At 73.5% G+C, this 25,354-nt stretch carries 22 protein-coding genes and 1 pseudogene; 10 read left to right on the forward strand and 13 right to left on the reverse strand.

What is annotated here, in order from left to right; genetic code table 11:
- Positions 1–279 precede the first annotated feature (279 nt).
- A complete protein-coding gene (locus tag ACIPK4_RS18615) occupies positions 280–1,779 on the forward strand; it encodes a PucR family transcriptional regulator (protein ID WP_402313858.1) in 1,500 nt (499 codons plus the stop codon).
- A gap of 37 nt (positions 1,780–1,816) precedes the next feature.
- On the opposite strand, the gene ACIPK4_RS18620 is transcribed toward ACIPK4_RS18615, so the two are convergent.
- The 4 genes from ACIPK4_RS18620 to ACIPK4_RS18635 form a co-directional block, all read right to left on the reverse strand.
- Positions 1,817–2,191 carry a hypothetical protein gene (locus ACIPK4_RS18620; protein WP_402313860.1) on the reverse strand — a complete coding sequence of 125 codons (375 nt, stop codon included), beginning with the start codon at positions 2,189–2,191 and terminating at the stop codon, positions 1,817–1,819.
- A 74-nt stretch (positions 2,192–2,265) separates the two neighbouring features.
- Positions 2,266–3,357, reverse strand: a complete 1,092-nt coding sequence (locus ACIPK4_RS18625) for a hypothetical protein (RefSeq protein WP_402313862.1) — start codon at positions 3,355–3,357, stop codon at positions 2,266–2,268.
- 59 nt (positions 3,358–3,416) lie between these two features.
- Positions 3,417–4,493 (reverse strand): hypothetical protein, encoded by a 1,077-nt coding sequence (locus ACIPK4_RS18630; RefSeq protein ID WP_402313863.1) that lies wholly within the window; start codon positions 4,491–4,493, stop codon positions 3,417–3,419.
- Positions 4,494–5,225: 732 nt separating this feature from the next.
- Entirely contained in the window at positions 5,226–5,858 is a 633-nt protein-coding gene (locus ACIPK4_RS18635; protein ID WP_402313865.1) for a hypothetical protein, read from the reverse strand.
- Between the two features lie 337 nt (positions 5,859–6,195).
- Here ACIPK4_RS18635 and ACIPK4_RS18640 point away from each other — a divergent pair, with 337 nt between their 5' ends.
- From ACIPK4_RS18640 to ACIPK4_RS18655, 4 genes are read left to right on the forward strand one after another with little or no spacing between them, the layout of a single operon-like run.
- A complete protein-coding gene (locus tag ACIPK4_RS18640; RefSeq protein WP_402313867.1) occupies positions 6,196–7,842 on the forward strand; it encodes a sensor histidine kinase in 1,647 nt (548 codons plus the stop codon).
- Complete coding sequence (locus tag ACIPK4_RS18645) at positions 7,839–8,246, forward strand: roadblock/LC7 domain-containing protein (RefSeq protein ID WP_054223664.1); 408 nt, start codon at positions 7,839–7,841, stop codon at positions 8,244–8,246. Before ACIPK4_RS18640 ends, ACIPK4_RS18645 begins: the two co-directional genes overlap by 4 nt.
- Positions 8,243–8,602 (forward strand): DUF742 domain-containing protein, encoded by a 360-nt coding sequence (locus tag ACIPK4_RS18650; protein WP_054223663.1) that lies wholly within the window; start codon positions 8,243–8,245, stop codon positions 8,600–8,602. Before ACIPK4_RS18645 ends, ACIPK4_RS18650 begins: the two co-directional genes overlap by 4 nt.
- Positions 8,583–9,203 (forward strand): ATP/GTP-binding protein, encoded by a 621-nt coding sequence (locus ACIPK4_RS18655; protein ID WP_054223662.1) that lies wholly within the window; start codon positions 8,583–8,585, stop codon positions 9,201–9,203. The genes ACIPK4_RS18650 and ACIPK4_RS18655 overlap by 20 nt, the downstream gene beginning before the upstream one ends.
- Positions 9,204–9,261: 58 nt before the next feature.
- Here ACIPK4_RS18655 and ACIPK4_RS18660 read toward each other — a convergent pair whose 3' ends face one another.
- On the reverse strand, positions 9,262–9,867 hold the full coding sequence (locus tag ACIPK4_RS18660) for a hydrolase (protein ID WP_402313870.1): 606 nt from the start codon (positions 9,865–9,867) through the stop codon (positions 9,262–9,264).
- A 139-nt stretch (positions 9,868–10,006) separates the two neighbouring features.
- On the opposite strand from ACIPK4_RS18660, the gene ACIPK4_RS18665 reads away from it, so the two are divergent.
- Entirely contained in the window at positions 10,007–10,561 is a 555-nt protein-coding gene (locus tag ACIPK4_RS18665) for a DUF6434 domain-containing protein (RefSeq protein WP_376202309.1), read from the forward strand.
- A 13-nt stretch (positions 10,562–10,574) separates the two neighbouring features.
- On the opposite strand, the pseudogene ACIPK4_RS18670 reads toward ACIPK4_RS18665, so the two are convergent.
- A pseudogene (locus ACIPK4_RS18670) lies at positions 10,575–10,860 on the reverse strand (MFS transporter); the annotation flags it as partial.
- A gap of 253 nt (positions 10,861–11,113) precedes the next feature.
- The gene (locus ACIPK4_RS18675) at positions 11,114–11,683 is read right to left on the reverse strand and encodes a dihydrofolate reductase family protein (RefSeq protein WP_402313872.1); all 570 of its coding nucleotides are present in this window, start codon (positions 11,681–11,683) and stop codon (positions 11,114–11,116) included.
- An 18-nt stretch (positions 11,684–11,701) separates the two neighbouring features.
- On the opposite strand from ACIPK4_RS18675, the gene ACIPK4_RS18680 reads away from it, so the two are divergent.
- Positions 11,702–12,766, forward strand: a complete 1,065-nt coding sequence (locus ACIPK4_RS18680; protein WP_402314386.1) for an enoyl-CoA hydratase/isomerase family protein — start codon at positions 11,702–11,704, stop codon at positions 12,764–12,766.
- A gap of 202 nt (positions 12,767–12,968) precedes the next feature.
- On the opposite strand, the gene ACIPK4_RS18685 is transcribed toward ACIPK4_RS18680, so the two are convergent.
- Positions 12,969–13,892 (reverse strand): SDR family oxidoreductase, encoded by a 924-nt coding sequence (locus tag ACIPK4_RS18685; protein WP_054221832.1) that lies wholly within the window; start codon positions 13,890–13,892, stop codon positions 12,969–12,971.
- Between the two features lie 350 nt (positions 13,893–14,242).
- Between ACIPK4_RS18685 and ACIPK4_RS18690 the strand changes: the two genes are divergently transcribed.
- Positions 14,243–15,022, forward strand: a complete 780-nt coding sequence (locus ACIPK4_RS18690) for a hypothetical protein (RefSeq protein ID WP_402313874.1) — start codon at positions 14,243–14,245, stop codon at positions 15,020–15,022.
- A gap of 85 nt (positions 15,023–15,107) precedes the next feature.
- The gene (locus ACIPK4_RS18695; RefSeq protein WP_402313876.1) at positions 15,108–16,358 is read left to right on the forward strand and encodes a cytochrome P450; all 1,251 of its coding nucleotides are present in this window, start codon (positions 15,108–15,110) and stop codon (positions 16,356–16,358) included.
- Between the two features lie 78 nt (positions 16,359–16,436).
- Here the strand turns inward: ACIPK4_RS18695 and ACIPK4_RS18700 are convergent, their stop codons facing one another.
- From ACIPK4_RS18700 to ACIPK4_RS18720, 5 genes are all read right to left on the reverse strand, one after another.
- Entirely contained in the window at positions 16,437–17,513 is a 1,077-nt protein-coding gene (locus ACIPK4_RS18700; RefSeq protein WP_402313878.1) for an alpha/beta hydrolase, read from the reverse strand.
- Positions 17,504–19,171 (reverse strand): molybdopterin-dependent oxidoreductase, encoded by a 1,668-nt coding sequence (locus tag ACIPK4_RS18705; RefSeq protein ID WP_402313880.1) that lies wholly within the window; start codon positions 19,169–19,171, stop codon positions 17,504–17,506. The genes ACIPK4_RS18700 and ACIPK4_RS18705 overlap by 10 nt, the downstream gene beginning before the upstream one ends.
- Before the next feature lie 286 nt (positions 19,172–19,457).
- Positions 19,458–19,760 carry a polyprenyl synthetase gene (locus ACIPK4_RS18710; protein ID WP_402313882.1) on the reverse strand — a complete coding sequence of 101 codons (303 nt, stop codon included), beginning with the start codon at positions 19,758–19,760 and terminating at the stop codon, positions 19,458–19,460.
- Between the two features lie 228 nt (positions 19,761–19,988).
- A complete protein-coding gene (locus ACIPK4_RS18715) occupies positions 19,989–22,388 on the reverse strand; it encodes an alpha-N-acetylglucosaminidase (RefSeq protein WP_402313883.1) in 2,400 nt (799 codons plus the stop codon).
- Between the two features lie 417 nt (positions 22,389–22,805).
- The gene (locus tag ACIPK4_RS18720; protein ID WP_402313885.1) at positions 22,806–24,488 is read right to left on the reverse strand and encodes a ricin-type beta-trefoil lectin domain protein; all 1,683 of its coding nucleotides are present in this window, start codon (positions 24,486–24,488) and stop codon (positions 22,806–22,808) included.
- A gap of 201 nt (positions 24,489–24,689) precedes the next feature.
- Between ACIPK4_RS18720 and ACIPK4_RS18725 the strand changes: the two genes are divergently transcribed.
- Entirely contained in the window at positions 24,690–25,334 is a 645-nt protein-coding gene (locus tag ACIPK4_RS18725; protein WP_402313887.1) for a TetR/AcrR family transcriptional regulator, read from the forward strand.
- Positions 25,335–25,354: the final 20 nt, after the last annotated feature.

Genomic DNA, 25,354 nt, shown 5'->3' on the forward strand with positions numbered 1-25,354 from the left:
CCACGAACGCGGCGGCCGCCTCGGCGTTCTTGGAGTCCTTTCAGTGGGTGTGCGGGGGCCCGGCCAGGCGCTGCTCGGCGGGGAGCGGCAGGGCGCCGATCCGGAGGCAGTGAGGGCGCTGACGGCGGAACATCCGACCGGCATGCCCTCGCTCTGGAGTATCGCCCAAGAGGTATTTCTGGCCACTGGCATGGCATTTACGATGGGAAACACCGCATCGCCCTGGCGAATGTGGAACAGCGGACGGTCCTGTCCGCTGCAACGCAAGGGGGCTGGAACATGCACATCGAACAACTCCTCCAGGACGAGGACCTCGGACTGCGGCTGGTGTGGGCCGAGGACCCGCTGCTGCGCAGGGAGATCAGTGGACTGACCGCCACGGATCTCGAGGACCCGATGCGATTCCTGCAGCCGGGCGAGATCGTGCTCAGCGGGCTCGTGTGGTGGTCGGCCGACGGCGGCCGCCGGAAGGCCGAGCAGTTCGTCTCCTCGCTCAGCGGGGCCGGGACAGCCGCCCTCCTGGCGGGGGAGGAGACGCACGGGGCGGTGCCCGAAGACATCGTCGTCGCCTGCATCAACCACGAGATCCCGCTCATCGCCGTCCCGGCGGAGGTCAGCTTCCGCACCATCACGGACGCCTTCTACCTCAGGCAGTGGGGCCAGCTCAGCCGGCGTCCCACCGCCCACCACGCCCTCCCCACCGCCGTGCGCACCCACCTGCAGCGACTGCTCACGGCCGGGGCCGGACCGGAGGAGCTCCTGAACGCGGCCTTCACGCGACTCGGACCCGCGGCGTGCAGTGTCCTCACCGCCACCGGCCGCATCGTCGCCCGCACACCGGGGACGCCGGTCCTGGCGCCCCGCCAAGCGGCCGAGCACATCAGGGGCGGGGCCGGCGTGACCATCCCGATCGAAGGAGAGGCATCCCCCTACGACCGCTGGTACCTCAACGTGATGGACGCCACCGACGTACCTCTGCGCGTCCTGTACGAACTCGCAGGCGTGCTGGCCGAGTGCCGGGAGCGGGGGCACGGGTATTGCGCGGACGAGCGGTCCGCCGAACTGATGCAGCTGCTCGGCGCCTCCCCGGCCGATCCGGTGGCCGTCGCGGAGCTGCTGCGCTCCTGCGGCCTCCCGGACGAGGGGCCGTTCCACGTGGTCGCTGCCGGCACGAGTACGGGCGATGGGCGACGAGCCGTCGCCGTGCTCGCCGAGGCCCTCGCCCACCAGGGGGCCGCGCACGTCGTCGCAGGATTGAACGACGGCGCCGCAGCCGTCGTCTCCGGGCCGTCTCCCCGCAGCACCCTGGAGTCGGTCTGGCCGCTGCTGCATGCCTGCGATCCGACCACGCTGCTGCACGCCGGCATCAGTTCCCAGGTCGCCGCGCCCGACGCTCTCGAGGGGGCTGTGCGCGAAGCCCGCTACGGACTGGAGTCGGCCCGGAGCGTGTCCCCGGACCGCTCGGAGGTGACCGACACCGGCAGCTTCACCACGCTCGCCAGACTCGTCACCGGGGTTCCGCGTGACGTGCGCAGATCCTTCAGTGCTCGGGTACTGGGGCGCCTCGCCACAGAGGAGAGCGCGTCAGCCGCCATGCTGCGGGAAACGCTGGAGACGTTCCTCGCCCACAACGGTTCCTGGGCGCGCACGGCTGAATCCCTCCACCTGCACGTCAACACGGTGCACTACCGCGTCCAGCGCATCGAGGTCCTCACCGGCCTGGACCTCTCCCGGCTCGACCACCGCCTCGACCTCCGTGCGGCGCTGCTGTGCCGTTGACGCGGTCACCCCAGGTCGACGTGCACTTCTGTCGACTTCACACGAGCCGTAACGGTGATTCCCGGTGCCAGTCGCGATGTGGCGCCTCGGACTCGACGGCCCGGCTGCGGACGAACGCGGCGAGCGCGCGACCCCGTCGATCACGCGATGACCCGACTCTTCCGCTCGACGGGCAGCTGCCCCTTGTCAGCCCAGCGCCGGACGGGCTCGGGACTGACTCCGAGCAGGCGCGAACGAGCTCGACGTAGGTCGCCTGGTGGTGCAGGTGGCCGAACTCCTCGTCCCAGGTGCCGGTTTCGAGGTCATGGCGCAGACCTTGGTCGAAGCGCTCGCGCACGCCGTCGTCGACGAGGCTCCAGGCCGAGCAGGCCTGCCGGGCCGCCGTCGGCGTCGGCGCCGACGTTCGGGCCATCTGTGGACCGTATCGCACGACGGACGAGCGGACCCTCCTGGTGCAGGAGGGTCCGCTCCGGGGAAGCCGCTGCGTTACCGCTTGTGTCCGTGCTGTACGTCCAGGCAGAGCGCCCAGACGTCGGAGTAGCTGCCCTGGGAGGGTGAGCCGCCGCTGTGGGTGGCGGCCGTCCAGTACGACGGGTTGGCGCCCCCGTCGCTGACCGGGGTGCCGGGGGCGTTGCTGGGGAAGCTGCCGTTGAGGTGGGGGCCGCCCGAGGTCGCCTTGCTGAAGTCGGTCGTGGTCACGTTGCCGCCGCTGATCGCGGCTCCGCCGCTGACCAGCTGGCCGTCCTCGCGGGAGCAGCCCGTCGTCGCGGTTTGTCCCGTGGAGGCCGTGTTGGGGCCGCTGACTTCGGTGAAGTGGACGGTTGTGGCCACGTGCTTGAGATCGATGTCGTCGGTGCTGCAGATCGCGTAGGCGTACGTCATGTTGTCCGCGCCGCGGCCGCCGCCGATCCCGCCGACCGCCGTCCAGGAGTCCGGGTTGCGCTCGCCGTCGCCCGCCGCGATCGAGCCGAAGTGGTGTGTGGCGTCGTTGAAGGTGGGGAAGCCGGCGATCGGCTTGAGGCTGCCGACGCTGGCCGGGGTGGTGCGGGCGCCGCCGCCGATCAGGACGGTGTTCGCCGGGCAGGTCGCCGTCACGAGCTTGGACGACAGCCCGCTGGTGGGCCCGGAGGCCTTGTTCATGACCACCTGGGTGTGCCTGATCAGGTTGCTGTGCAGGCAGATCGCGTACGGGGTCGTGGAGAAGGCGTCGCTGCTGCGGCTGCCGCTTCCGCCGAACGCCATCCAGTGCGTGGCGTCGGTGCCGGCGATCCCGTGGGTGTCGGTGTACTCGGTGGCGCCGTCGGCGCTCGGCACCATGCCCATCACGTGGTTGCCGTTGGACATCTCGTCGCTGCCGATGCCCTGGTCGGCCCCGCCGCCGGAGACGAGGCCGTCAGAGCAGTCGGCGTGCGAGGAGACCCCGGTGAACGGGGTCGGAGGGCCCATCGTGGGCCCGGGGGTGACGACCGTGACGTCGGCGGTCTTGGCGTACGCGGCTCCCGGCACCGCCACGGTCAGCAGGGCGGCCAGGATCAGGGCCTTGCCCGTGGCGGCGCCCCGCCGGATTGTCGTGCTCATCGGATTCTCCCTGGTGTTCGTGCGCATGGCCGGCTGGCCGGCGGTCGTGGACGGCTGCCTCAGACGCCGTCGTTGGCGCACAGCGCCCAGGCGTCGGTGTGGGTGCCGGGGGAGGACTGGCCTCCGGTGTGGGCGGAGGCCGTCCAGTACGCCGCCGTGGTGGTCCCGTCGGCGACCGCGGCGCCGCCGGAGGTGCTGGGGAAGCTGCCGTTGAGGTGGTCGCCGCCCGAGCCCGGACCGGTGAAGCTGGTGGTGGTCACGCTGCCCCCGCTGATCGCGGCCCCGCCGCTGACCAGGTTCCCGTCGCCCTGGCCGCAGCCCACGGTCGCCGTCTGGCCGGTGCTGCCGGTGGTCGGGCCGCTCACCTCGGTGTAGCGGACCTTCACGGTGGCGCCGCTGACGCTGATGCCGCTTCCGCTGCAGATCGCGTAGGCGTAGGTGTAGTTGGCGCTGTTGGCGCCGGAGTCCCAGCCGACCGCCGTCCAGGAGTCGGGGTTGGTCTCACCGTCCGCCGCGGCCTTCGCGCCGAAGGCGTGCGCGGAGTCGTTGAAGGTGGGGAAGCTCGCGATCGTCTTGAGGCTGCCCGTGTTGCCCGGGGTGGTGCGGGCGCCGCCCCCGAGGAGGCGGGTGTTGGCCGGGCAGGTCGCGGTGACGAGCCCCGCGGTGGCCCCGGCGGTGGGGGTGTTGGCCTTGTTCATGACGACCTGGGTGTGGTTGATCAGGTTGCTGGTGAAGCACATGGCGTAGGGGGTGGTCGAGAAGGAGGCGTTGACCTGGCCCCCGCTCCCCCCGATGCCGAGCCAGTGCGTCACGTCGGTGCCGACGACACCGGTGGAGCCCGTGTACTCGCTGGTCCCGTTCGAGCTGGGCGAGGTGCCGTTGACGTGGTTGCCGTTCACGCTCGACCCGGTGCCGATGGCCTGGTTGAGCCCGCCGCCGGAGACGAGGCCGCTGGAACAGTCCGCGTGGGTCGATATCTCGGAGTTGGCGGAGGCGGGGCCGCTGGTGGCCCCCGGGGTCTTCACGGTCACGCCCACGGTGTTGGCGCGGGCGGTTCCCGGCACTGCCAAGGCCAGAACGGCACCGAGTACCAGCGTCCTGCCGGTGACGAAACGGCGCAGAAGTCCTGCGTTCATGTGGATCTCCCCATCTGACGGGTGACAAGCGAAGCGCGGTGCGGGCGATGGGCCTCGAAGGCGGCATGGGCGGCACGGAGCGGAAGGGGCGCACGGGCGTCGTCGGTGCGGAACTGCCACGGCATCACAACGGCTGGCTGCCTCGCGGATGTACGCCGCTCAGGGCAGATGTGGGGTTCGGGCCAGCCATCTCGCCACCCTGTCCCGGGCAGCGCATGCGGACTCTAGCAGCCATCCATCCCTGCATCTACCTAGCGATTTTGTACTTTCAAGTAGCAGATGCGTATCGGGCAGGCCGTTCCTCGCAGGAGCGGTGAGATCGCTGGTGACGGTTCCTGACGGCTGGGTCCGTGTGGAAGGCCGGGGCGGTGAGAGGGGGCCTGGGGCGTCGAACGCCGCGTGGTCGTCGAGGCCGCAGGCGAGGACGAGTTCGAAGCCCCCAGGCACCGCCGCCCCATCGAGGGCGGCGATGAGCGCTTGGACCGTCGGGCGTGGGTGCCCGCGGCGAGTCCCCGGTCGGGCGTGGTTGCCCTGTTTCGCAAGGCGTTCGCGCTCCTCCAACCCTCCGTCGTCTACGGCCACGCTGCACGGGGTCCATGCGCCTGGAATCGAAGACAAGCCGGTCTGTGCGCAGTTCGCGTGCAGACGCAAGCCCGCCGGCTGGAACGTGGCCCCGGGCCGGTCAACGCGTGGCGGCCACGGGGGCGTTGGTGCGCGCAGCGGTGATGCGGCTCAGTGCGGGCCGCAGGACGCGGTCGCGAATGCCGTTGCGTGGGGTGGGTGGGTGGCCAGGACAGCGAGCCAGGAGCCGTCCGCGAAGGCGATGTCCATGCGTCCCCTCTGGAGCACTCCCGTCCGGTTGGCGCGTACCGCCGCGACGGCCTGGCGCGGGGCCTCCCAGTACTGCTTCAGCGCCGGCGTCGTCCGCCACAGGGGCGAGACGTCGCTCAGGCCGAACCAGCGCCGGTCGGTGACGGCGAGGACGCCCGTGACCGAACCGCGGGCGCTCGCACGGCTGGTGAGGAACCGCCCGGCAGTGCTCCGCCAGCCGCCCTCCATGCTCTTGCCGTGCATCAGGCGGGCCCCGAGCCGGTTCACCGCGTCCGGTGCACGGTCGATCGCGTCCGCGACGGCGGCGGGCCCCGACTGCCGGGGGTCGAGGAAGCCGCCCGCCTTGAGCAGCTGCCGCAGGGGGCGGGGAGCCCGCGCCGTGAGCTCCCGGGCGAGGGCCGAGGGCTCGGGAGGGGCCGGCAGGGCCTCGGGCGGATGCGGTACGCCGGGGCCGAGTTCGTAGGAGCAGGCGGCGATGAGCCGCTCGCCCGGGTGCAGGAATCGCCCGGCCTGTATGCGTACGGTCTGGTTCAACCTGGTTGCTCCCGTTCTGGCGGGGTGAGGGCAGGGGCCTGGCCGGGAGCGATTGTCTCCCGGGCGGGCGGGAGGGCCGATGGCGGGATTCAGCCGTTCCCTGAGGTGGGGGACAGGGACTCCGGACCTGGGTGGGGGTCTCGGGGGCCAGTGGTGGCGGGGGATCCCGAGCGGGTCCGGGCCGGGAGGGGTGCGTACGGGTTTCGGCCAGCAGGTGAACTGCCAACCGCCTTGCACAGTCCGGATCATGACCTGCTGTCAAGAGCCGTGCATATAGACGCTAAGATTCCGGGCCGTTGTCATATGATCATTCACTTTCGATCGTTTGAGGGTTCTGATGGTTCGCGTGGGATCGTCGCCCGGAAGTCCAGGGCCCACCTCACCCGTCGTTTGGGCGCTGCCCGCCCTGCTGACCGCCGCCGCCGCGGTGATCGCCGTGGTGCAGGTGTCCGCACCTGCCCGCACCCCCGTCGCCTGGATCGGCGCCGTGGCCTTCGTCGCCGTGGCCCTGTCCTGCGGTGAGGCCGCCCGGCGCGGCAGGGTCGTCGCCGCGCTGCGGTCGACCGCCGCCGCACAGGAGGCGGCCCTGCACCGGCAGCAGGCCGAGACCGTACGGCTCGCCCGGGAGCTGCTGCCCGATGTCGTGGAACGGCTGCGCAAGGGGGAGTTCCCCGAGGAGGTCCTCGCCTCCTTCGAGGAGCTCGACGCCCACGGGCCCGGTCTGACGGCCGAGTTCAGAGCGGCGCACCAGGCCGTACTGCGCTCGGTGCTCGACGCCGTCGTCGCCGAGGAGGACCTGCGTGACTCCGCTCAGCGGGCCTTCGTCAACATCGCCCGTCGCGTCCAGGCCATCGTGCACCAGCAGTCCCAGGAACTGCGGGAGATGGAGGACCGGCACGGTCACAACCCGGACGTCTTCGGCGACCTGCTGCGGCTCGACCACGGCACGGCCCTCATCGGCCGCCTCGCCGACTCCATCGCCGTACTCGGCGGGGCGCGGCCGGGCCGCCAGTGGAGCAAGGCCGTTCCGCTGTACAGCGTGCTGCGCGGTGCCATGTCGCGGATCATCGACTACCAGCGCGTGGAGCTCCACTCCGTCTCGCAGGTCGCCGTCGTCGGGCCCGCCGTCGAACCGCTGATCCACGCGCTCGCCGAGCTGCTGGACAACGCCACCCGCTACTCCCCGCCGCAGACCAAGGTCCACCTGACCGCCGTCGACGTGAACTCGGGCATCGCCGTCGAGATCGAGGACGGCGGCGTGAGCATGAGCGAGGAGGCCCGCAAGCGGGCCGAGCGCATGCTCCGCCAGGCGCAGCAGGGCATCGACCTCACCGACCTCGGCGAAACCCCGCGGCTGGGCCTCGCCGTGGTCGGCCGCCTCTCGCAGGCGTACGACTTCCAGGTCTCGCTGCGTGCCTCGGCGTACGGCGGCGTACGGGCCGTGCTGGTCATCCCGCAGCAGCTGATCACCACCGCCTCCTCCGCCACCGGCGTCGCCCACGGCATCGGCACCGCCTCGGGCCCCCGCGCCGCCCTGCCGCCCGCCGGCGGCACGACCACCGCCACCGCCCCCGAGGCCGGGAACCCGGCCGCCCGCCCGGTCACCGGGCCCCGTATGCCGGCAGTCGACGACGAGGTGCCCGCCGTGACCGAGCGGACCCCGAACGGGCTGCCGCAGCGCCGCCGCAAGACCCGCGCCGTCGCACCCGAACCGGCCGTAACCGGGACCGGGATCGGCACGGGCACCGGCGACCGGTTCGTGACGGCGGCCGCGGCCGCCGCGGACCGGGCCGGACACGGCTACGCCGCCGAGTCCGAACCCGCGCCCGAACCCCGGCCCGAGGTACAGCCCGGTATGTGGCTGGCCGCCTTCCAGGACGGCCTGTCCTCGGACAGCAGCAAGACCGCCGCGAGCCGGAGCGGCGCAGCAAGCCAGAACACGGATGCCTCGCCGGCCTCGGCGAGCAAGGGGGAACAGCCATGAGTCAGCAGCAGACCAACATGGACTGGATGCTCAAGGACCTGGCCGAGGGCGTTCCGCAGACCCGCCACGTCATCGTCCTGTCCGCCGACGGCCTGCGCATGGCGCAGTACGGGGCGGAGACCGACACCGCGGACCGGCTCGCCGCCGCCTGCGCCGGACTGCAGAGCCTGGCCGGCGCCGTCGCCTCCGAACTCCCGGGCAGCAGCGGGCGGATGAGGCTCGTCGTGATCGAGATGGACGGCGGCTTCTTCTACCTGATGGCAGCCGGCGCCGGCGCCTTCCTCGCCGTACTGGCCGACGAGGGCGTCGACGCCGGACTGATGGGCCAGCGGATGCGCGACCTCGTCGCACGGATCGGAGAACACCTGAGCAGCCCGCCGCGCCGCGACGGGCAGCCGGCGTGAGCAACCCGGACCGGGACTGGGAGGACGGTACGCCCGAGCGGCTCTACGTGATCACCGGCGGCCGGAGCGGGGGGTCGCATCCCACCCACCTCGACCTCGTCACGCTGATCGTCGCCAAGTCGGGGCCCAGGCCCGGGATGCAGCCGGAGCACGAGGCGATCATGCGGCTCTGTCAGTCGCCGCTCTCGGTGGCCGAGATCTCCGCGTACCTCGGCCTGCCGGTGAGCGTGGTCACCGTACTCCTCGGTGACCTGCTCACCGCCCGGCACGTGTTCTCCCGCCCACCCGTCGCCCCCGCCAAACTCCCGGACCTGGCACTGATTGAGGCAGTCATCGATGGACTTCGAAAGCTCTGAGCGGGCCACCGCGCCCCGGCGCGAGGACGCGCTCCCGGCCACGGCCGCCGCCGCAGTCAAGGTGGTGATCGTGGGCGGCTTCGGGGTCGGCAAGACGACCCTCGTCGGCGCGGTCAGCGAGATCCGGCCGCTCACCACCGAGGAGACGATGACCCAGGCCGGGGTCGGCGTCGACGACACGGCGGGCGTGGAACGCAAGACCTCCACCACCGTGGCCATGGACTTCGGCCGCATCAGCATCAACGAGGAACTGGTGCTGTACCTGTTCGGCACCCCCGGACAGGAGCGGTTCTGGTTCCTGTGGCGCGGCCTGTTCGAGGGCGCCCTCGGCGCGGTGGTCCTCGTCGACACCCGCAGGCTGGAGGTCAGCTTCGACGTGATCGGCCGGCTGGAGGAGCGCGGGGTGCCGTTCGTGGTCGCGGTCAACTCCTTCCCCGACGCGCCCGAGCACCCCCTGGAGGAGTTGCGCGCCGCCCTCGACCTGCCTGCGTCCGTGCCGCTGGTCTTCTGCGACGCCCGCCGCCGCGACTCCAGCCGCGACGTCCTGATGACGCTGATGCGCTACCTGCACTCCCTCGCCGCGACCCCGGAGGCGCTCTGAGCACCCGCCACCCCGGCAGGCCGTTTTCCGGTCCCGGGCCGGGGTGACGGCCGGACGGTCACCGGGAACGAAGGTCCCGCGCGTCAAGGGCGGCGACGACCTCCGCGGTCGTGCTGACCTTGCCGATGCGCGGGAAGATCTTGGCGAACGAGTGGGCGTGGGACGCGGGATCCGTGTCGGCGGTGGCGTCCTCGGCGAAGACCAGCGAGTAGCTGTGCTCCCATGCCGTACGGGCGGTGGACTCGACGCCCACGCTCGTGGAGATGCCGGCCAGGACGATCCGGCGGACACCGCGACGGCGCAGCTGGAGGTCGAGCTCGGTCCCGGTGAAGGCGCCCCAGTGGCGCTTGGTCACGACGACGTCGCCGAGGGCGGCGAGCTCGGCGGGGATCTCCGAGAACGCGGCGGGCGGGGCGGTGGCCGGGCCCGGGCGGTCGACGTCGGTGGTGGGCAGGTCGCCGCCGTCGGGCGACCAGGCGACCCTGACCAGCACCACGGGCAGCTTGTGCGCGCGGAACGCCCCGGCGAGCGCGACGGCGTTCGCGAGGACCTCCTCGGCGGGCCTGGTGGTCGGCAGCGCCAGGACACCCTGCTGGAGGTCGACGAGGACCAGGGCGGTGCCGTCGTCGAGTGTCAGGGCGGTGCGGTCGGCTGCGGCGTTCATCTGGACTCCTGCGGGTCGGTCCGGGATTCACGGTCCTGCCCATGAAACCGGGACCGTGCACCGTATGCAGACCGCCCCGTCGACCGGCGTGGCGGCAGCCGGCCGGCGGCTCCCCGGTGGCACTCTTTATGATGTGAACGTGAGTTCGAATCCTACGGAAAGCCGGCCCGCCCTGACGCCGGCGCTGACCGGGGCGCAATTGCTCCGCTGGTACTGGACCCTGGCGGAGCTCTCGGCGCTCGCCCGGGAGATGGGCCTGTCCGCCGGGGGCGGCAAGGTGGCGGTGACGGCCCGGCTGGCCGCCGCACTGGACGGGAACCGGCCGCCGGAGCCGGTGCGGGCCCCGCGCCGCGGGGGGCGCCGGCTCACCGCACCCGTCGACGGCGACACCGTGATCCCGGAGGGGCAGCCGTGCAGCCAGGTGCTCCGGGAGTTCTTCGTCCGGGAGATCGGGCCCGGATTCCACTTCGACGCCTTCATGCGCGACTACGTGGCACAGCACGCGGGACACACCCTCGCCGAGGCCGTCGCCCACTGGCACGCCACCCGCGCCCGGGCCGCCGAACCCCGGGAGGTCGCCGCCCAGTTCGAGTTCAACCGGTTCCTGCGCGACTGGCATGCCCGCCACCCGGAGGGCACGCGCCCGCAGGCCCTGGCCGCCTGGCGGGAGCACCGCGCCCTGCCGAAGCACTGAGCCGCCGCACCGCTCAGTCCGCCGGGGCCGCCGGCTCGGGCAGCCGCCGGGCCAGGGCCCAGGCCGTCAGGGGGAGGACCGCCGGCGGGAGCAGGGCCGTCCGTACCCGAGGTGGCGTCCGCGAGGGCCCCGATGAACGGGCTCCTCACCCCGCCGACGCTGACCGTCAGGCCGAGGGTGACGCCGCGCGCCGTGCCCATGCGGGCCGGCAGGTAGTCCTGGCCCAGCGTGACCCGCAGCGAGAACGGCACGTACAGGGCGGCGCCCGCCGGCGCCCGCGAACAGGCTGCGGCTGGTCCTCCGCGAGTGCCTTCACCGACGTCTTCCGCCGCGCCTTCGGCCACACACGGGGGACCCACCCGGGCGCCCCGCCTGAACCTAGGCCCTGTCGTCAAACTCCCGTCGTCGCCCGGAGGGCGGCCCCGCGGCGTCTGGTGCGTGCTCTCGGCGCGCCGGGCGGAAGACCGCGTACTGGACGTACTTGGCTTTCGCCCGGTGCGGCGAGAGCGCGTGCCAGGCGTCGCGGGGCAGACGGCAGTTTGACGACAGGGCCTAGGGGCGTTCGTACCGGAGCTGGACCACGCCGTTGCCGAAGGTGCGGGTTCCCTCCAGGCGCAGTGGCACCGGGCCGCCGTCGGCGGGCGGGAACAGCGGTCTGCCGCGTCCGATGCGCACCGGGTGCACGAAGATCCGGTACGCGTCCACGAGATCGTGGCGCAGGAAGGTGGCGGCGAGATCCGCCCCGCCCACGACCAGGTCGCCCCCCGGGGCCGCCTTGAGCGCGGCGACCTCCGCCGGTACGACGTCCCGCACGAGGGTGGAGTTCCAGCCGAGGTCGCCGTCCGGCAGCGTGCGCGAGTACACGTACTTCGGCAGGTCCCGCCAGATGCCGGCGAACTCGGCCACCACCGCGGGGGCGGCCGGGTCCGCATCGGCGGTCGGCCAGTACGCGGCCATCAGCTCGTGCGTGACCCGGCCGGTCAGGAGACCACCCAGCGCACGGACCTCGTCGTTCATGTACTGGTGCAGTTCATCGTCGACCCGGTTCCAGGAGATGTCCCGGTCCGGGCCCTCGAAGTAGCCGTCCAGGGACACCTGCATCATCAGGATGATCTTCCGCATGCCGATGCACGCTACATACTGGCCGGTGTGAAGACCGAAGACGGCGCAGACGACACGGCCCTGTTCACCACCGAGGGCCACACCGGGGTGATCACCCTCAACCGCCCCAGGGCACTCAACGCCCTCACCCACCCCATGGTGCTGCGGATCACCGAGGCGCTGACGGCCTGGGAGCACGACCCCGCCGTCGCCCAGGTCCTCATCCGCGGGGCCGGGGAGCGCGGACTGTGCGCCGGCGGGGACATCCGGGCCATCCACGACGACGCGAAGGCCGGAGGCGACGCGTCCGAGGACTTCTGGCGCGACGAGTACCGGCTGAACGCGCTGATCGCCCGCTACCCGAAGCCGTACGTGGCCCTGATGGACGGCATCGTGATGGGCGGCGGCGTTGGCCTCTCCGCCCACGGCAGCGTGCGCGTCGTCACCGAACGCTCCCGCGTCGCCATGCCCGAGACCGGCATCGGCTTCGTCCCCGACGTGGGCGGTACGCACCTGCTCGCCCGGGCCCCCGGCGAGCTCGGCACCCACCTGGCCCTGACCGGCGCCGCCGTGGGGGCGGCCGACGCCCTGCTGTGCGGACTCGCCGACCACTTCGTACCCGCCGCCCGGCTTCCGGAGCTGACCGCCGAACTCGCCGGCGCCCCGGCCCCGGAGGTGCTGGCGCGCCTCGCCGGGCGGCCCGCGCCGGGCGAACTGGCTGGGAGGCGGGCCTGGATCGACCGCTGCCACGCCGCGGACACCGTCGAGGAGACCGTGGAGCGGCTGCTGGCCGAGGGCGACCCGGCCGCGAAGGAGGCCGCCGAAACGATTCTCGCGAAGTCCCCGACCGCGCTCAAGGTCACCCTGGCCGCCGTCCGCCGGGCCCGTGGCCTCGGCTCCCTGGAGCGGGTGCTGGAGCAGGAGTTCCGGGTCTCCTGCCACGCGCTGCGCGCGCCCGACCTGGTGGAGGGCGTCCGGGCCCAGGTCATCGACAAGGACCGCCGCCCCCGCTGGTCCCCGCCCGCACTCGCCGACGTCTCGGAGGAGACCGTGGAGCGGTTCTTCGCCCCGCTCGGCGAGGCCCGCGAACTCCGGCTGTCCTGAGGGCCGCCACGGACCCACGGCCCGGCCGGCCCCGGCCGCCACAGCCGGCCCGCCCGCCACGCCCGGCCGGACCCGGCGGCCACTGCCGCCTCGGCCGGCCCGCCCGCCACGCCCGGCCGGACCCGGTGGCCACTGCCGCCTCGGCCGGCCGCCGCAGCCGCCCCGCCCGGCCGCCGCGGCGGCCCCGGTCCGGGCGGGCCGCTCAGCGGTAGCCGGTCGTGTCCGCCGGGCGGCCCGGGTCCTGAACCTCGACCATGTACCGCCAGGCGTCCGGCCGGCTGCCGTCGAGATCGGTGAACCCGTAGACCCCGGCCAGCTGCCCGCTGGAGAGCGACTGCCCGTTCCAGCGCGCCACCTCCGGGTCCGCGGCGAGCGCCGCGACGGCCCGCCCGACGTACGACGGCGTCTCGGAGATGGCGAAGTGCGGGACCTTCTCCAGCGCGTCCCGCCAGTTCGCCTCGGTCACCCCGAAGTGGTCCAGCATCATCTCCGAGCGCAGCCAGCCCGGCGTCAGCGCCACCGCCGTCGCCCCGCGCGACCCCAGCTCGTGCCCGAGCGCGAAGGCCATCCGCAGGACCGCCGACTTGGCGATGTCGTAGAAGAACGACACCCGGTAGCGGCTCGCGTTGTAGTCGGCCGTACCGTCCGTCATCTCCACCACCAGCCCGCCCGGCTCGCGCAGCAGCAGCGGCAGCGCGAAATGGCTCGTGACCGCATGGGTGTCCACCGCGAGCCGCAGCAGCCGCAGCCCCTTGTCCAGGTCGTGCTCCCACACCGGGCTGTCCCACTCGAAGAGCAGTTCCCCGCCCCAGATGTCGTTCACCAGCACGTCCAGCCGGCCCTGCTCGGCGTCGATCCGACCGACCAGCGCCTCCACCTGCCCCGGCACCAGATGGTCGGTGACCACCGCGATCCCGCGCCCGCCCGCCGCCGTGACCAGCTCCGCCGTCTCCTCGACCGTCTCCGGCCGGCCGTACTCGGAACGGCTGCCGCGCGTACTGCGCCCCGTCACGTACACCGTCGCGCCCTGCGCGCCCAGCTGGACCGCGATGCCCCGGCCCGCGCCGCGCGTCGCCCCGGCCACCAGGGCCACCCTGCCTTCGAGAGTCCGCCGCGATTCCGCCATGCCCCGACCCTATGCCCCGGCCCCAAGGGCCGTCCCGTCATTCCCGGCGGGCGCGCGACGCCGGTTGCGGCACCTCGCTGCGCTGTCGGAACGCCCGGATGGGCCCTCTGCGGACGCCCCTCCGCCGTGCGGTGCACCGCATCCGACGCCGCGCGCCATCCACCGGGGTGTACAGGACATCCCTCAGGCCCCGACCACCGCCGAAGCCGCTCCGAGGCGCGCCGGTCACCTGTCGGGCCGGCGCGCTGCCCGGCGCACCGGTGGCCGGATCGGCGGCCTTTCGGGTCCGCCCCAGGGTGGCTACGACTGGTGTCCTAGCCCCGCCCGTGACCCCCGGAGGCGTACACCCGATGACCGGCCCCGGAATGACGAGCTTCGACGAGATCTACGGACTGCCCGACCCGCGCGGCTACTTCGGCCGCCTGGGCCCGTACGGATACCAGACCCCGGGCCACGCCCAGCCGGTGTTCCGCGCCCTGGCCGGCGAACTCCCCCCGGAGCGGCGCACGGTGCTCGACCTCTGCTGCTCGTACGGGATCAACGCCGCCCTCCTGAACCACGACCTGTCCCTCGACGACCTGTACGCGCACTACACCTCACCGCGGGCGGCCGGTCTGACCACCGCCGAACTGGTGTTGGCCGACCGAGAGTTCTACGCCCCCCGGCGCCGCCGGGACGCCGTGCGGGCCGTCGGGGTCGACGTGTCGCGCCCCGCCCTGGAGTACGCGGTGGCCGTCGGACTGCTCGACGAGGGCCACTGCGTCGACCTGGAGACAACCGAGCCGGGAGAGCGGCTGAGGCGCTCCGCCGCCGTGACCGGGCTGATCACCATCACGGGCGGCACCAGCTTCCTCACCGAACGCACCTTCGCCCGGCTGCTCACCGCGGCCGGCCGGCCCGTACCGGTGGCCGCGTTCGTCCTGCGCACCCATGACTACCGGCCGATCGCCGGCTGCCTGGAGTCGTACGGACTCACCGTCGAGCGGGCCGGCACCACCCGGCCCCAGCGGCGCTTCACCGACGCCCGGGAACAGCGGCTCGCGGTGGCCGGCGTCACCGCCCTCGGCGAGGACCCGGCCGGAAAGGAGTCGGCGGGGTACTTCCACACCCGGCTGCACCTGGCCCGTTGAACGCAGCCCAGGAACCGGCTTGTCCAACCCGACCCCCAGGCCGCACTGTTGGCCGAGATTCGTCCTAACGGTCAGGAGCCCCGGCTTGTCACCCGACATCGCGCCCACGCGCCCGCACGTCATCGACCCCGCGGGCGGCTGCCCGCACGCACTCAACGCCCGGCTGCGCGCCGGGGGATCCGTGGCGGACGTCGTTCTGCCCGGCGGCGTGCCCGGAGCGGTCGTCCTCGGACACGAGGCGCTGAAGGAGTTCCTCGCCCACCCCGACGCGGCCAAGGACGCCCGGCACTTCCCCGCCCTGCACGACGGCACCATCGCGCCGGACTGGCCGCTGCGGGTGTTCGCCAACGCCCAGGGCATGCACACCGCCGACGGTGCCGACCACCGCCGGCTGCGCTCCCTCGTCGGCAACGCCTTCACCGCCCGCCAGGTGGAGCGGCTGCGTCCGCGCATCGAGCAGCTGACCGCCGACCTGCTCGACGACCTCGGCCGGGCGGCCGCCGAAGCCCCCGACGGGGTCGCCGACCTGCGCACCCACTTCGCGCTGCCGCTGCCGATGAGCGTCATCTGCGAACTGCTCGGCGTGGACCCCGAGCACCGCGGGCGGCTGCACCGGCTGTCCAACACGGTGATCATCGCGACCGACACCACGCCGGCCGAGGCGATGGCCGCCGTACGGGAACTCGTCGAGCTGATGGGCACCATCGCCGCCGCCCGCCGGGAGGAGCCGGGCGAGGACCTCACCAGCGCGCTGATCGCCGCACGCGAGGGCGACGGCGACCGGCTCAGCGAGGCCGAACTCATCGGCACCATGCGCCTGATGCTCGTCGCGGGACACGAGACCACCCTCAACCTGATCAGCAACGCCGTGCGCGCCCTGTGTACCCACCGCGACCAGCTCGCCCTGGTCCAGGAGGGCAAGGCCACCTGGTCCGACGTGGTGGACGAGACCCTGCGCTGGGACGGCCCGGTCAGCTGGTTCCCCTTCCGCTATCCCGCCCGCGACCTCACCGTCGACGGAACCGTGATCCCGCAGGGCACCCCGGTGCTGGCCGGCTACACCGCGGCCGGCCGCGACGAGTCCTTCCACGGACCCGACGCCGACCGATTCGACATCACCCGTCCCACCGCCGCCCGCAACCTCTCCTTCGGGCACGGCGCGCACTACTGCGTCGGCGCCCCGCTCGCCCGCCTGGAGGCCACCATCGCCCTGGAGCGGCTCTTCACCCGCTTCCCGGACCTCGACCTGGCGGTACCGGAGCAAGAACTCCCGCACCAGCGCAGCTTCATCGGCAACAGCGTCGAATCGCTCCCGGTCCGCCTCGGCAGGCCGTAGGCCACCTGTTCAGGCAGTCATGGCGGTACGCCTCGTCGTAGGCGGTGTCGTAGCCGACCGCGGGTCCCGCCCCCGCCGTCACCGGCCCCCGCCGTCACCGGGCGGCGGGAGCTCGGTGCTCAGCCAGCCCAGCGCGTCCGGGTACATCCCGGTCCAGGTCTGGAAGTTGTGGCCGCCGGCAGGCCGGACGAGGGTCCTGACCCTGACCCCGCTGCCCGCGGCGGCCCGGGCGAACGTCTCCAGCTGCTGCGGCGGGCTGTCCCTGTCCTGTGCGGAAGTGGCCAGGAACAGCCCGACGTCGGCCCGTTTCGCCCGCCGGACCAGCCACAACGGGCTGTTGCGCTCCCGCAGGACCGGATCGGTCAGCACCTCCGGGTCCCCGGCCAGCGGATCCGGGTCCAGCGCCGCGCCCGCCCGGTACACCTTCGGGTACTGCAACGGCAGCTTGACCGCGCAGAACGCCCCCGTCGACACGCCCATCAGCCCCCAGCCGCCGGGCTCGCGCAGGGTCCGGAAGTTCTTCGAGACCAGGTCCGGCACGTCCTGCGCGAGCCAGCTGGCGACCTTCCGCGTCGGCGTGTCGCTGCAGTCGGTGTTCACCCCGCCCGGGTAGATCTCCGGGATCACGACGATGAACGGGTGCGCGGCGCCCACCCGGACCAACTGCGCCAGCGTCCCCGGCATGCTGCCCAGGTCGATCCAGGTGCGGGGCGAACCCGGGTACCCGTGCAGCAGCACCAGCACCGGGAACCGGGTCTTCTCCGCTCCCGGGGCCCGGTACTCGGGCGGGGTCCACACGATCACCTGCCCGGCGAGTTTCGAATGCGAGCCGCGGAAATAGGTGATCTGCGTACCGTCGCCGCCCTGGGTGAACTTCGCCCGGCCCGGCGGCGGCCCGGTCATCGCCGACGCGGTCTGTGCGGTCTCCGTGCCCAGCAGGTCGTCCCACGAGGAGTACAGGCCGTAGCTGCCGTTGATCCAGGTCGCGATCACCGCGATGGCGGTCAGCTGGCACAACGCGATCATCAGCACCCGCACGGGCCAGCGCACCCACCCGGGGCCCGGAACCCGGTTCCACAGCAGCAGCGCGCCGAGCATGGCGAGCACGGTGACCGCGATCAGCGTCACGAGGAACGACGTACTGGTCAGCTCCACGAAGACCGGCTCCTGACGTGCGGGGCGGATTCCCGGGATGTCGGCATCATGCCTTCCTCCTGGGCGCCGGACGCCGGACGGACACGCACCGCAACCGAGTGCCACCCGGTCGCCCCGTCCGGCACGGTTGCGGTGCGCACCCCCGTCTGTACGGCGCCCGTGCCGTCCGTGGCGCGGACCTCCAGCGTGTGCGCGCCGGGGGTCGCCTCCCACGTCCACACCCACTGGCGCCAGGTGTCGTTGCCGTCAGCCGCCCCGAGCCGGGCCTCCTGCCACGGGCCCCCGTCCACCCGTACCTCCACCCGGGCGATCCCGCGGTGCTGCGCCCATGCCACCCCCGCCACCGGGACCGGCCCCTCCCGCGGCTCGGCGGACGGGCGCGGGGTGTCGATCCGGGACTGCGTCTTGACCGGGCCCTGCGCCGCCCACGACCGGCGCACCCAGTACGCGTCGTACTCCGCGAACGTCGTCAGCCGCAGCTCCGTCAGCCACTTGCACGCCGAGACGTACCCGTACAGGCCCGGTACGACCATCCGCACGGGGAAGCCGTGCGCGAAGGGCAGCGGCTCGCCGTTCATGCCCACGGCGAGCAGCGCCTCCCGGCCGTCCATGACCGTCTCGACGGGCGTGCCGAGCGTCATCCCGTCCACCGAACGCGCCACCAGCTGATCGGCCGGACCGCCCCGTGAGGGCGGCCTGACGCCCGCCTCGCGCAGCAGGTCGGCCAGGCGCACGCCGAGCCACCGGGCATTGCCCACGTACGGGCCCCCGACCTCGTTCGACACGCAGCACAGGGTGATGTCGTGCTCGACGAGCGGGCGGGCCAGCAGCTCCCGGAACCCGAGCTCCAGCGGCCTCGTGACGCCCTCCCCGCGGATGCGCAGCCGCCACGTGTCCGCGTCCACCCGGGGCACGACCAGCGCGGTGTCCACCCGGTAGAAGTCCCGGTCGGGGGTGACGAAACGGGAAATCCCCGGTACGTGCAGCTGCGTACCTGGCGGAACGGGCGGCGCCGCGACGGCGGGCTCCGGCAGGACCAGGTCCGCCCGCGAGGCCGTGGCCCCCGCCGAGCCGTACGCGCCGAGCCGCCGCCCGGCGTACCCGATCCCGGCCGAGGCCACGAGGACCGCGGCGACCAGCCGCCCGAACCCGCGCCGGTCCATCGACCACCCCCCGCCCGGCGGCGCACCCACCGGACGCGGCCGGGTCAGCGCGACGACCAGCAGGTACAGCACCCCGGCCGCGACCAGCCCGCCGATCAGCGACGGCAGTGCATCGCGCCAGGACGCCTCCGGGCGGCTGAGCGCGGCCACCGCCCCGACCAGCCCGAAACCGCCGGCGAGCGCGATCCCGGCGGGCAGGTGCCGTACGGCGAGCACCCCGGCCAGGGCGGCCACCGCGCCCAGGACGACGACGATCCCGAGGGCCAGCAGCAGTTTGTCGGCGGTGCCGAACTCCCTGATCGCCCATTCCTTGACACCCACCGGCGTACGGTCGACGACGACCCCGCCGACCGCGGTGACCGGGGAGGCCTCGGGCCGGACGGCCGCCGACGCCAGCTCCGCCACGGCCAGCCCCGCACAGGCAGCGACCAGCCCGCAGACGGCGCCGCCCAGGATGTGGCGCCGCCGCCCCGGGTCCGCCTTCACACCGGTCATGCGCAGCCACCGTCCGCCGGGGGGACCGGACGGGGAGGGACCCCGCCCGCCGCATCCAGTGTGACTCCGGCGAGGGCCGCCCCGTGCCGCACTGCGCCCCGGCCGCGCCCGTTGGCCCCCGTTCGGGCCAGTGCGACGGGGCCGGCAGGGGCCCCGGGGGTGGTGACGGACCGCGTGAGCATGGTGACGCCGCTCCGTCGGGCGCCACAACTGTGCCGACGGCGGCTGGAGTTCGCCGGCCTGCCCGACCCGCACCCGGGTGGTGCGCTCCCCGACGCCGGCCCGGTCATGCACGGGGGTGGCCCTCGGAGGCGACCCGTTCGGCGGCCCGCCGGGCCACGGTCTCCAGGTGGTTCTCGGCTCCCGCGGCCGCCCGTCGGGTGGCCAGCTCGCCGCGCTTGCGCAGTTCCACGACCCCGTCCGTGAGCAGGTCACGCAGGTCGGAGCGGCGCGGTACGTCCTGGGCCCGGTCGGCGGACCGTCCTAACTGGTCGAGCGCCAGGTCCGCGATCCCGGCGGCGAGGAGCGTCAGCAGCTCCAGGGTCATGGGCGGGGTGCGGTCCTCGGCGGGCGGGGTGTCCTGGGACATGCTCGGTGCACTCCTGCGGGCGTCGTGCCGTCACGGCGTCGGAAGGGGCGGCCGCCGGATGTTCCGACGGCCGCCCCTCATGGCTCGTTTCCGGGCCAGTCAACCGAGTGCGCCTCCCACGCGTCGAACCACCGGCGGTCTTCTCCCCCTCACGGGTACCGGGATTCCCACGGGCAGGTGACGGCCCTCGCATGGTCCGACCGTCACCGCTCCGGGTGGTGTAAAGGGTCAGTGGGCGGACCCCTCAGCCGACTTCAGGGCCGAGGCGATGCCCGTGGCAAGGGCGTGCGGATCGCCCTGGGGGCCGTTCGCCCCGCTCGGATGGCGGGTGGTGCGCCGGGCCCAGTCCTCCTCGAAGGCGTGCCAGTCGATCTCCCGGGGCGCCACCCGCTTCACCAGCGACTCCTCCAGCACCCCGAAGTAGGCCGCCCACCGGGGGGCGTACAACTCGCCGATCAGCCCGCTCCATTCGCGGTTCGCGTAGTCGTGCAGGAAACCGCCCTCGCTGGTGCTGCGCCGGCCCCAGACGCTCAGGATCGAGCGGACGTCGTACTCGTTACGGTCCCGCTCGGCCTCGTCCGCACCCCAGGAGCGGGCCGCGGAGATCCAGTCGCCGAGCAGGAAGTTCGGGTCCGAGCCGGTGACGGCGTCCAACTGCCGCTCAGCGTCCAGCCATTGCCCGGTCAGCTCGCGGAACTTCGTCAGGTCCTTGGCCTCGTAGGCCGCCTTGATCCTCGGCAGCAGCACCCGCGAGTGGTTGGCGAGGGCCTGCCGAGCGGTGTCGACCAGGTCGAAGCGGTACGCGCTGGAGCCGCGCAGTTTCGGATCCACCTTCAGCAGGTGGTCCAGAGCCCGGCGCACCCCGTCGGCCGGATACCGCATCGACTTGGGGCTCCAGTACGCCGCGCCCACCGCGGTCAGGCTCGGCCGGGCGGTGAACAGGCTGTCCTGGGACTCCGACCACAGGCCCGAGGAGGTGCTGTAGGGGCCCTTGCGCAGCTCCTCCCAGGCGGCCGCCGCCTCCTTGTCGGGCCGCCCGTAGCGGCGGCCCGCGAAGTCGGCGAACCACGTGCGCTGGTCGATCGTCCCGGGCTCCCAGGCGAGATCGGTGAACAGGTCGAAGGCGGCCGGGTTGGTGCCGGTGGCCTCCGGCAGGTACGCGATGCCCTTCAGTGCGCTGTTGGACTTGGCACGCCAGGGGCCGAACCGCTCGATCCACACCGAGGTGTTCGCGCCGATGGTGGTGTGCCCGCCGAAGTTGTAGATCGTGCCCATCGCGTACGGGGCCCCGCCCCAGCGCGTCTCTCGGTCCAGGCGGTTGTACCGGTCGGAGAGCCCGTCCAGGATCAGCAGCTTCGAGGTGTCCACCCCGGCGAGCAGCTCCGCCTTGGGACTGTCCTGCCAGCCCAGCACCGCCCACGTCGCGCCCGGGTGCGCGGCGTGCAGCGCCGACTGGACGGCGCCTGCCGCCGCCTTCACGTCGACGGTGCCCGCCGTCCCACCCTCGTGCAGCGGGCTCATCCGGTACATCGCGCTGTCCCCGAACACGGCGCGCTGCTCCGCGTAGTAGGCGGCGGCGAGCCTCCCGAAGACCGGGGTGGTGGGGTCCAGCCAGTCGGGCCGGTCGAAACCCGCCCAGTCGCCCTGCGCCACCGTCCTCGCGCCCGGGTTGCGGGCGGCGAACCCCGGCGGGACCGTGCCGAAGTAGCCGGGCAGCACCGGGGTCATGCCGAGCCCGCGCAGCTGCTCGGCGATCCTCCCGCCCAGTTCGGCGCGTTCCTCCAGGAGCCGTTCGGAGACCGGGCCGCCGAATCCGCTCAGGTTCTGCAGCAGCCACCAGCTCTGGTGCCCGGGGCCGGGGATCCACTCGCGCAGCTCGGCGGCGGAGTAGCCGAAGCCCTGGAGGGCCCGGTAGTACGGGTACTCGGCGCCGGCCTGGACGAACACCTCGTTGATGCCGTGCAGGGCGAGCAGGTCGATCTGCCGCTGGTGCTGCTCGAAGGTGCGGTACGCGCCCGAGTAGCCGTCGTCGGTGTCGTTGAGGGCGTACCGGTGCGGGACGAGCGCACTGCGGGTGACCGGCGCGGGGACCGCGGGCAGCCGCGCCGGCAGCATCCCGATGCTGTCGCCGGGCCAGCCGATGTCGGCCCCGGCGACGTGCTGGAGGTACCAGCCGACGCCGGTCAGCAGGGTGGCCCCGCTGGATCCGCGCACGGTGATCGCGCCCGCCGCCCCGGACACGGTGAACCGGTCGGCCCCGGCGTCGGCCGGTTCGGGCACGAAGGTGAACTGGGCGGCGTGGCGCGGCAGCAGCCGCTCCAGCGCGGCCCGTGCGGGACCCGTGTCGAAAGCCCGGGGGGCCGGGGCGTCGGCCGAGCCGGGGGAGCCCGGCCGCGTGGCCGTCCCGCGCGGGCCGCCGGGTACGGGCGCCGATGCGCCGGCCGCGTCGGGCAGGCCTCCTGGGCCGTCCGGTACGGGCGCGGGCGCGCGGCCTCGTACGCCGGCCACGTCGGCCACTTCGGCCACGCCGGCCAGCGCGGGGGAGCCGGCGCCGAGCAGGGCCACCAGGGTGGCGAGGGCGACCCGGCGGCGCAGCCGTGCGCGCCGCCGGGTCGAGGAGATCGTCATCCGTCGCATCACCGATCCGTGTTTCGATGCGGGCCCCGTGCGGGCCCGGGGGCTGTGTGCCGCGGGCCCGGCCGGCCGACGACCCGGGGCACGTCCTGCGACCGGGTCCGCGTCGGCGGCCGTGGCCGCCGCAGGGTGTGCGGCGGGGTCCGCCGTGCGGGTCCGGTCCCGGTCCCGCGCTGGGGACGGTCGTACGGGTCCCAGCCGGGCCGGCGGCTCCTGGCGCGGGCTCCGGGGCCGGCGGCCCCGCCCGCGGGTGGCTTCCGGGCCCGGTGGTGCGGCCCTCAGCGGGGCTGCCGTCCGGGCGCCGGGTGCAGCCCCCCGCGTACCGCCGTACGCCGGGTGCCGGGCGGGCGGTTCCGCCCTGACCGGGGCTGCCGTCCCCGGCCGTGGCCGGACGGCAGCCCCGGTGCGGCCTCAGACCGGCAGGGACCAGGCCTGGTCGACCCGGTGGTCGCCGCACTCGGCCAGCTTCAGCCGCTCGGCCGGGGCGTCCGGGGTCGCGGCCGCGGCGGGAGCCGTCAGGCACATCCCGCTCACGTCCTCGACCAGGGCCCCGTCCCGGCGGTGAGTCCAGCTCTGGCCGGGTTCCCCGGGCGCGCAGTCCGCCGTCTCCACGGAGCCGTTCAGGCCCGCCGACAGGCATTCACCGGTCAGCCGCACGGTGGAGTCCGGCCCGAGGACCCAGCGCTGGTCGGCGCCCGCGGTGCACGGCGCCATGACCACCGCGCCCACGCCGGTGGTGTTGACCCCGTCGGCGCACTGCGCGCCGTTGCCGGTGATCTGCCCGGTGGGCACGGCGGCGCCGCACCCTTCGCGCGGCGCGAGCCGCCAGACCGCCGTGTCGTGCGCGGCCAGCCTGCCCGTCAGGGAGGTGGAGACCTCGGTGCTCCTGCCGCTCCACAGGTCCTTGGCGTCGACCGTGCACGCGGTCAGACCGATGTCGGAGAGCGGCACGGAGATGTCACGGGTGCTGCCGGAGCGGTTGAGCACGGCGACGGCGCGGTCCCCGTTCGCCAGCGGCCGGGCCAGCACCTCGAAGGTGGCGTTCGCGGAGAGCACCGCGCCCTGGCGGCCCATTGGGTCCTGGTCCAGCGCGATCAGGTCGGTGTTGCCCAGGGCGGCCAGCCCGGCCGGGGTCAGCTCGGAGACCTGGGAGGACAGGATGAACGGCGCCGCCATCATCGCCCACAGCCCCACCTGGCTGCGGCTCTCGGCCTCGGTCAGCCCCGGCGCGCCCGCGATCAGGAAATCGGGGTCGTTCCAGTTGCCCGGGCCGGCGTAGCGGCCGAGCCAGCGGTTGTAGCCGTAGTTGCCCAGCACCGAGCTCCACCGGGAGGTGGCGGGAGCGGCCGCGTTGTAGACCTTGATGTCCTTGCCCTCGCGCCACAGCTGGCCGCTCTCGCCGACCCATCCGAGGACCTTGTGCCAGTCGGAGCCGCCCCATTCGCCCTGCTGGAAGTAGGCGGGGGCCGAGGCGGACAGCACCATGTCACGGCCGCTGCCGCGCAGGGCCGCGGCGACGGCGCCGTACGCGTCGCGGTACGCCTGCTCCTTCGTCGTGCCGGGCGGCACCCACAGGTTGCACCCGTCCATCTTGACGTAGTCGACCTTCCACGACGCGAACTGCCGGGCGTCCTGGGCGTAGTGGTCGGGGCCGCCGCCTTCGGGGGAGCCGCTGCCCGGGTAGCGCTCGCAGGTGAGGGAGCCGGCGTCCTCGTAGATGCCGAACTTCAGGCCCTTGGAGTGCAGGTGTGTGCCGAGCCAGGCCATGCCGTGCGGGAACTTCTGCGTGTCGACGACCAGGCTGCCGTCCGCGTCCCGGCTCTTGGTCATCCAGCAGTCGTCGACGGTCACCGTGTCGTACCCCTTGGCCGCGAGGCCGCTGGAGACCAGCGCGTCGGCGTTCGCGACCACTTTGGCCTCGTCGATGTCGCACATGTAGTGCGCCCAGTTGTTCCAGCCCATCGGCGGCGTGAGCGCGAGGGGGGTGTCCGAGGTCGCGTGGGGCTCGGCGGCTGCGGGGGCGGAGGAGAGGCAGAAGGCGAGCAGGGCGGCCGCGGTCAGGCAGGGGAGCGACGCACGCAGGCGAGGCGGCACGGAGACTCCTTGAGGTGGGGCTGCAGTGCGCTCAGTGCAGCGGTGCGACTACTCACTGTCAACATAAGTCGATGGTTATGGCTCAATGACCAGCAATATGGCCGTAGTCGACGTCACACGATCGGGGACGCGGTGAGGGGGCGCAGCAGGCAGCCGAAGTGTGATACGTCGTATGTTCCAGCGTCTGATACGTTGTATCTCATGCCGAGGAGATCAGCCGCCCTGGACCGTGCCACGCCCGACGCGATCGCCGTCGCCGCCCTGCGCCTGATCGACGAGGAAGGTCCCGACGCGCTGAGCTTCCGTGCCCTCGCCGACCGGCTGGAGGTCTCCCACGCCACCGTCCAGCGCCGGTGCACCGACCTCGCCGGACTCCTCGACCTCTGCACCGAGCACCTCGCCGGCCAACTGCCCGAGATCCCGGCCGGCACCGGCTGGGCCGAGGCCACCGAACAGCGGTTCACCGCCCTCTACCGGCTGCTCACCGCGCACCCCGGCCTGCTGGTGCTCCGCGGCGGGCGGCCCTGGCTCGGCCGCCGGCTGCTGGCCCGGCTGGTCGAGCCCGCGCTCGCCGACAGCACGGCCGCCGGGATGACCCCCGCCGAGGCCATGACCGCCTACCGCCGCATGTACCTGCTCACCCTCGGCAGCGCCGCCTTCGTGGACCACCGCGATCCGGCGGGCGCCACCGCCGCGTCGCGGGCGGCCCTGGCCGCGCTGGAACCGGAGCGGTTCCCCGTGCTCTCCGGCGGGCTGGCCGACGTACTGCCCGCCCTGACCGACCACGAGGTGTACTACGGCGCCCTGCGCCAGCTGATCGAGGCCAACCGGCCCGCCGCCGCATGAAGCCGCTCGAAGGGGACCCC

The organism is Streptomyces sp. NPDC086989 (genome assembly GCF_044745505.1).
Classification (GTDB): Bacteria; Actinomycetota; Actinomycetes; order Streptomycetales; family Streptomycetaceae; genus Streptomyces.

Excerpts from the sequence above, each read along its gene's own strand:
- ACIPK4_RS18615 (WP_402313858.1), top strand. The coding sequence starts at position 280 with ATGCACATCGAACAACTCCTCCAGGACGAGGACCTCGGACTGCGGCTG.
- ACIPK4_RS18620 (WP_402313860.1), bottom strand. The coding sequence starts at position 2,191 with ATGGCCCGAACGTCGGCGCCGACGCCGACGGCGGCCCGGCAGGCCTGC.
- ACIPK4_RS18625 (WP_402313862.1), bottom strand. The coding sequence starts at position 3,357 with ATGAGCACGACAATCCGGCGGGGCGCCGCCACGGGCAAGGCCCTGATC.
- ACIPK4_RS18630 (WP_402313863.1), bottom strand. The coding sequence starts at position 4,493 with ATGAACGCAGGACTTCTGCGCCGTTTCGTCACCGGCAGGACGCTGGTA.
- ACIPK4_RS18640 (WP_402313867.1), top strand. The coding sequence starts at position 6,196 with ATGGTTCGCGTGGGATCGTCGCCCGGAAGTCCAGGGCCCACCTCACCC.
- ACIPK4_RS18645 (WP_054223664.1), top strand. The coding sequence starts at position 7,839 with ATGAGTCAGCAGCAGACCAACATGGACTGGATGCTCAAGGACCTGGCC.
- ACIPK4_RS18655 (WP_054223662.1), top strand. The coding sequence starts at position 8,583 with ATGGACTTCGAAAGCTCTGAGCGGGCCACCGCGCCCCGGCGCGAGGAC.
- ACIPK4_RS18660 (WP_402313870.1), bottom strand. The coding sequence starts at position 9,867 with ATGAACGCCGCAGCCGACCGCACCGCCCTGACACTCGACGACGGCACC.
- ACIPK4_RS18675 (WP_402313872.1), bottom strand. The coding sequence starts at position 11,683 with ATGCGGAAGATCATCCTGATGATGCAGGTGTCCCTGGACGGCTACTTC.
- ACIPK4_RS18685 (WP_054221832.1), bottom strand. The coding sequence starts at position 13,892 with ATGGCGGAATCGCGGCGGACTCTCGAAGGCAGGGTGGCCCTGGTGGCC.
- ACIPK4_RS18690 (WP_402313874.1), top strand. The coding sequence starts at position 14,243 with ATGACCGGCCCCGGAATGACGAGCTTCGACGAGATCTACGGACTGCCC.
- ACIPK4_RS18705 (WP_402313880.1), bottom strand. The coding sequence starts at position 19,171 with ATGACCGGTGTGAAGGCGGACCCGGGGCGGCGGCGCCACATCCTGGGC.
- ACIPK4_RS18710 (WP_402313882.1), bottom strand. The coding sequence starts at position 19,760 with ATGTCCCAGGACACCCCGCCCGCCGAGGACCGCACCCCGCCCATGACC.
- ACIPK4_RS18715 (WP_402313883.1), bottom strand. The coding sequence starts at position 22,388 with ATGACGATCTCCTCGACCCGGCGGCGCGCACGGCTGCGCCGCCGGGTC.
- ACIPK4_RS18725 (WP_402313887.1), top strand. The coding sequence starts at position 24,690 with ATGCCGAGGAGATCAGCCGCCCTGGACCGTGCCACGCCCGACGCGATC.